This is a genomic window from Mesorhizobium sp. M0019 (assembly GCF_040323975.1).
Classification (GTDB): domain Bacteria; phylum Pseudomonadota; class Alphaproteobacteria; order Rhizobiales; family Rhizobiaceae; genus Mesorhizobium.
The window spans coordinates 1-4,903 of record NZ_JAMYVK010000109.1 but is presented as its reverse complement, the minus strand read 5'-3'; the positions used below and the strand labels follow the sequence as shown (position 1 = coordinate 4,903).

8 protein-coding genes and 2 pseudogenes are annotated in these 4,903 nt (G+C 62.9%); 5 read left to right on the top strand and 5 right to left on the bottom strand.

Translation table 11 applies throughout. The features are described from left to right. The 3 genes and pseudogenes from NKK47_RS34720 to NKK47_RS34710 all read right to left on the bottom strand — a co-directional run. Positions 1-1,052: pseudogene (locus NKK47_RS34720) on the bottom strand (site-specific integrase); the annotation flags it as partial. Continuing rightward, positions 1,042-1,314 carry a PIN domain-containing protein gene (locus NKK47_RS34715; RefSeq protein WP_502905102.1) on the bottom strand — a complete coding sequence of 91 codons (273 nt, stop codon included), beginning with the start codon at positions 1,312-1,314 and terminating at the stop codon, positions 1,042-1,044. The gene NKK47_RS34715 and the pseudogene NKK47_RS34720, both read right to left, overlap by 11 nt. Before the next feature lie 142 nt (positions 1,315-1,456). Next, positions 1,457-1,694: pseudogene (locus tag NKK47_RS34710) on the bottom strand (type II toxin-antitoxin system Phd/YefM family antitoxin). Positions 1,695-2,187: 493 nt separating this feature from the next. Here NKK47_RS34710 and NKK47_RS34705 point away from each other — a divergent pair. The 4 genes from NKK47_RS34705 to NKK47_RS34690 all read left to right on the top strand — a co-directional run bounded on the left by NKK47_RS34705 (position 2,188) and on the right by NKK47_RS34690 (position 3,829). After that, entirely contained in the window at positions 2,188-2,421 is a 234-nt protein-coding gene (locus tag NKK47_RS34705) for an AbrB/MazE/SpoVT family DNA-binding domain-containing protein (protein ID WP_352455481.1), read from the top strand. Further along, positions 2,418-2,822, top strand: coding sequence for a type II toxin-antitoxin system VapC family toxin (locus NKK47_RS34700; protein ID WP_352579890.1), 405 nt, complete (start codon positions 2,418-2,420; stop codon positions 2,820-2,822). Before NKK47_RS34705 ends, NKK47_RS34700 begins: the two co-directional genes overlap by 4 nt. A gap of 474 nt (positions 2,823-3,296) precedes the next feature. Continuing rightward, positions 3,297-3,548 carry a hypothetical protein gene (locus tag NKK47_RS34695; RefSeq protein ID WP_352579889.1) on the top strand — a complete coding sequence of 84 codons (252 nt, stop codon included), beginning with the start codon at positions 3,297-3,299 and terminating at the stop codon, positions 3,546-3,548. Positions 3,549-3,559: 11 nt separating this feature from the next. Then, positions 3,560-3,829: a nucleotidyl transferase AbiEii/AbiGii toxin family protein gene (locus NKK47_RS34690; RefSeq protein ID WP_352579888.1), complete on the top strand. Its 270-nt coding sequence runs from the start codon at positions 3,560-3,562 to the stop codon at positions 3,827-3,829. A 58-nt stretch (positions 3,830-3,887) separates the two neighbouring features. Here NKK47_RS34690 and NKK47_RS34685 read toward each other — a convergent pair whose 3' ends face one another. Both NKK47_RS34685 and NKK47_RS34680 read right to left on the bottom strand, forming a co-directional pair. After that, positions 3,888-4,139, bottom strand: a complete 252-nt coding sequence (locus NKK47_RS34685) for an XRE family transcriptional regulator (RefSeq protein WP_352579887.1) — start codon at positions 4,137-4,139, stop codon at positions 3,888-3,890. Continuing rightward, entirely contained in the window at positions 4,136-4,318 is a 183-nt protein-coding gene (locus NKK47_RS34680) for a type II toxin-antitoxin system RelE/ParE family toxin (RefSeq protein ID WP_502905101.1), read from the bottom strand. Before NKK47_RS34680 ends, NKK47_RS34685 begins: the two co-directional genes overlap by 4 nt. Before the next feature lie 360 nt (positions 4,319-4,678). Here NKK47_RS34680 and NKK47_RS34675 point away from each other — a divergent pair. After that, positions 4,679-4,903, top strand: a 225-nt coding sequence (locus tag NKK47_RS34675) for a hypothetical protein (RefSeq protein WP_352579885.1), incomplete at its 3' end; no start/stop codon positions are given.

Sequence of the window (4,903 nt, the reverse complement as noted above, 5' to 3'; positions counted from 1 at the left end):
CGGATGCCGCGGCGTGCGGTTTCGGTGAGATAGCCGGAGCGCGGGCCGCGGGCGGAGAAGGCTTGCGGATCGAGCCCGGCCTCGGTGGTGCGCCGCTTTAGGATCAGATTGACGGCCTGCGCCGTCAGGACGCGCCCTTCGAGATTGCCCCAGTGGTCGATGCCGCCAAACACGGCGCCGTCGCTGATCCCGGCGCGCGCCAGCCAGTCCTTCAAAACCAGCACAGGCCGGCCGACGAGCAGCACCAAAGCGTCGCTGTCGGCTTGCGTCGTCTTTGTGCGGCCGAGCCGTATCGACAGGCATGGCAATTTATCGCCGTCGGGAGCGTTGGGATCGGCCGGAACCGGGTCTTCGTCGACCAGCTGTTCGACGAAGAGCAGAAATTTCGCTGTGACGTCGGCCGCCGGAGGCGGTGATGAGGATCGAGCGATCCCTGACGTCGACGAGACGGTCGCCAGCGCGTGTTTTCAGGAGGGTGGCCAGAACATCGGCGGTCACGGCCTTCTTGCTCTTGCGGCCGCGGACGGGCGCTGGCGCGCACCGCCAGTTCAATAGCGCTCCGCAGGCCCGGGGCTGCGAAATTCCGCGCAAACCGCGCCATTGAGTCAGCGTCGACCAACTCGACAGCCGCCGGCGCACGGTGGACGGCGCATGCGGACCGCTTTTACCCGCAACAGTCCCTCCGCCCTCGGCGCGGCCATGACGGCATCGGACATGCCATGCCCCGGATCGGTTGAGCGCCGGGAAGCGTCCCAAAGGTGGTGGGCGACCAACTTGATCAACAGGGCTTCCGGAGCCGGCCAGGGCAGAGGCTGTCCGGTCGCGGCGAGCGACCAGGCCTCGAGATAGCCGAGGTCGGAGGCCAGTGCCCGGAGAGAATTTGCGCCGATGCCGTCCTTGGCCAGGTGGCGCAGGGTCTCGACATCGCCATCGGTCAGGATTTCGGCCGAAAGATCGCGGCGGTCGAAGGGCAGCACCGAATCCAATGCGTCGAGCGCCTCGGCACGTCGAACACCATTGCCAGGTTGCCGAGCGACGAGGTCAGTTGCCATTCGCGAGCGGTCCGAGAATTCGGATTCCCTGGCCGCCCGCGGCAACTGCGAGCTTGCGATCGAGGGTGGCCAGCGGCAACGCGGTTTCGATTGCCAGCGCAAGGTAGGCGGCATCATAGGCGCTAAGACCGTGCGCGGTGGCAAGCTCGATGATGGCGCCGTCACGCCCTGCGCCCGCATCCTCAAGCGGCAGCCGGCGAAGTCGCGCCATTGCGGCGATCGATTCGCCGGCAACGATCCGCCCGCGCCGTTCGGCCGTCAGGACAATGCTGCGCGCCTCGTGCCAGAACAGGGGAGGGACTGGAGATTGACCTCTCAGTCCCGCGATGTTGTTTCGGCCGCCTCACTGTGCTGCTCGGGCAAGAGCCAGGCAGCGGCAAAGGAGGCGTCGAGGACCAAGATCATCAGTAGCGATGCCCTTCGTGACGCCAGGCCAGGATCTCTTCAGTGGTCACGGGCTTCGCCTTGGCGCGCGCGGCGCGAACCGATCAAGGCGTCCAGCCGGTTATCCTTGTGGATTCGGGAGAGTTTTGCGATCGGATCGTTGCCACGCGAAATAATCACTTCCTCGCCGGCCTCGACTTTCGCCAGCAGTTCGGAGAGACGGGTCTTGGCCTCGCCGACCTTCACTGTGATGGTCATTTGTCCGTCCTCGTGTGGCGTTGTACGCTGTGGCCTCCGTGTTCCGCCACGGCCACTCTCGTCGCGCTGAGCGCAGCCTTGCACGACAAATGCGATTTTGCGCGACCATAGCGTCGATTCCGTCGGTTGGCCAAGACTTGGTCAAGTCACCATCGATAAGCGGTCATTATCGATAGTGTTGTTTGGCCTCAGCACCATCCTCGGTGACTGTGGCTTTCACTTCCCGATTTCAATTAAAGCCCTAAGCTGAAAAGTCAGCCGATGGTTTTTGCCTTCTCGCTTCGATCGAAGGCGAGCGACGGGCCTTTTGCAAGGCTGTTGGCCCCAGTCCAGATGAACTCAAGATGGTCGCGGCGGTGCCGAGTTCCGAAGGTCAGCGGCGAAGGATCTGCGGACGTCCCGTTCGCGGCTAACGGCTCAGGGCAACTCCCGATACTTGAATCCATCGCGCGGAGGTAATACCATATTTCGAGGTGTCCTTACCGAGGCTGCAATGACAACGACCGTAACCGCAAAAGGTCAAGTGACCATTCCCAAGCCCGTGCGCGATCTCTTGGGGATCGCACCGGGCAGCCAAGTGGATTTTCGCCGCGCCGCCGACGGTAGCGTGGTGTTGGTTCGTGCTGACGAAAAACGGCCGGCGAGCCGCTTTGCCAAGCTGCGCGGCCATGCCGGCAAGGGGCTGAGCACCGAGGCGATCATGACCTTGACGCGCGGCGAAGCGTGACGCTGGTCGACACCAACGTTCTGCTCGACCTCGTCACCGACGATCAGGACTGGGCGGAGTGGTCGATCGAACAGTTGGAGGCCGCCTCGCTGCGCGGACCGTTGCTGATCAACGACGTCGTCTATGCAGAGCTCTCGGTCCGCTACAGCCGGATCGAGGATCTCGACGCCTTTCTTGACGCGGCCGGCCTCGAGATCGTGACGATGCCGCGGCCGGTGCTATTCCTGGCCGGAAAGGTGTTCACCCAGTATCGCAAATCGGGCGGATCGCGCACCGGGGTGCTGCCGGATTTCTTCATCGGCGCCCACGCGGCGGTCGGTGAGCTGCCGCTGCTCACCCGCGACGTCGGCCGTTATCGCACCTATTTTCCATCGCTGATGTTGATCACGCCAGCCTCCTGAGCGCGCCTGGCGAGGCCTCGAACCGCGCCGGCAGGGAGGGTGCTTTTTAGAGCCCGGACGCTTTGGTCAGGTTGACTCGGTAACGATCGCGGCGGCGTTGGTATTTGCGGGTGTCGGTTTTATTTCCCGATTTCAATTGAAGTCGTAAGCTGAAATGCGGAACCGCCGTTTACAACTTACGGCTTCAAGCGCGAGGAGGGGACCGTCAGAGCCTTTGGTGAGGTCGACGCGGAACCGATCGCGCGGCGGCAGCTCGTAAGGGCGGGACGTGCCGGAGTCATGCTCCGAAGTCAGTTCGCAGCCGGCCGAATGCTGCTCGACCCGCGCGCTTCTGTAGCTCGTCCGTCTCCGCGCGCATGACCGCTCAGGCGTCACTGTGGTCGACGGAAGGACGATTGTGAGCCTCGCGAGCCATTTGCAGTGCCCGAGTCTCGCAGCTTGTGCCCATCCACGAATTGACTATTTTGCATGACTATGAGCGAGCATCTGGCCTTGGTTCTGACGACAGTTAACGCGCCCTACAGCGAACAGCTCGACGGGGTGGCGCTGGCTCATTGTCTTCCGGATCTAGATCTGGCGAAGCAGTATCCTGGGCAGGTCAGTGCCTTCCTTGGAGAAGTGCCGGTCGAGCAGCAGATGGAGTTCGCCGCCGCGCACCAGATAGCGGTCGATGAGCTGAAGGCTTTCGCGGCCCATTTCTCTGCTTGGTCCGGCGAGACCTATTAACTCGCTGCTTGATGATCGAGGTCCATAGCCGTCGTCCGTCCGAATGGCGGCGGCTTTTCGCCCTTGCTGCCGATCTGATCGACCAGCTCCGGAAGATGGCCGGAGGTTTTGAATTCGAATGGTCGTTTGGCGGCGGCACGGCGATGATGATCCAGATCAACCATCGCGAAAGCCACGACGTCGATATCTTCCTCGACGACCCTCAGCTACTCGGCTTCATTGACCAAGAGCCAACAGGGAGGGCATTGCCGGTCGCCGGCAGAGCAACTTGGCCATATTAGGCGTTAGGCGGCGACAGTTCCATGTCTCGCCTTCTCGACCGTGACGGTCACCTTTCGGTCAAGCCGGTTCAGCACCCGCACAAGCCGATCGATGGTAAATAAACTTGCCAAGATGGGCGTTGCGGATGTTCGAAATATCCGACGGCCTAACGCCGGTCACCTCCGCCGCAGCTCTGACCGTGAGGTGCCGCCGATTCAGCGCAGCGATGATCTCGGCCGCCAGGAAGGCCTTCATCTGCTTGGTATCGGCGTCGGGATCCCCGCGTAGACATTGCCGCTGCCTCTGACGATCTCGATTTTTCTCTGTCATGACTCGATCTTCCGTATTTGCTTCAGCCGCGCCTTGATGAGGTCGATCGCCTCCTTAGGCGTGGCGATGCCCGTGGTCGACTTCTTCTGGAATGCACGCACGACCCAGATGGCATCGCCGAGCTGGACGGCATAGATGACCCTGTAGGCGTCGGAGGGGTAGGGCAGGGCGATTTCCATCACGCCTGACCCCGGTGCTTCATCGGCTTGCCAGATCCGCCTTCTGCCCGAAGCTTGCGACCGCCAGCGCGTCCAACATTCTATCCTGCACGGCTTTTGGCTTGCCGGCCGCAAGGCGGCGAAGCGGCGCTGAGGGCGGCGATGGTGCGGCTGCTCGACAGCCGCCTGAGCGCACCGACGGGGCGCTGACCGTCGCCAACCTGGCGCGCGAGGCCGGCGTCAGCGGGCTACAGCGAACGCGCCGTCGCACTTCTCGCGGAGTTCCGTGCGGCCGAGGCCCGCCAGCGGTGGTCGTCTCCAAGGCCCTCAAGGAACGCGTCCCTGCACGCCCGGCAGCTCCAGCCCGCCGAGGGCCCCGTCGTGACGGGGTTGATCCGGCCGAAGAAAACCAGTGCTGCAGCGAACGTTCCTCGTAATATTGCGTTTAGCCATGAAAGACGACGATTCGCCCAAAGCATGCAAAAGGGGCCCATCGGCTCTCGCGCCGCGATGCAAGGCCTGGAAAGCCTTACGCCAGATCAGTTTGTGAAAAGTCATTGCCCTTGTAAAGCAGGGCAAGCCGGTGAGCCTTCGCGCAAGCATAGG

Coding starts and splice junctions, on each gene's coding strand:
- NKK47_RS34705 (WP_352455481.1), top strand. CDS start 2,188: ATGACAACGACCGTAACCGCAAAAGGTCAAGTGACCATTCCCAAGCCC.
- NKK47_RS34695 (WP_352579889.1), top strand. CDS start 3,297: ATGAGCGAGCATCTGGCCTTGGTTCTGACGACAGTTAACGCGCCCTAC.
- NKK47_RS34690 (WP_352579888.1), top strand. CDS start 3,560: ATGATCGAGGTCCATAGCCGTCGTCCGTCCGAATGGCGGCGGCTTTTC.
- NKK47_RS34685 (WP_352579887.1), bottom strand. CDS start 4,139: ATGACAGAGAAAAATCGAGATCGTCAGAGGCAGCGGCAATGTCTACGC.
- NKK47_RS34680 (WP_502905101.1), bottom strand. CDS start 4,318: ATGGAAATCGCCCTGCCCTACCCCTCCGACGCCTACAGGGTCATCTAT.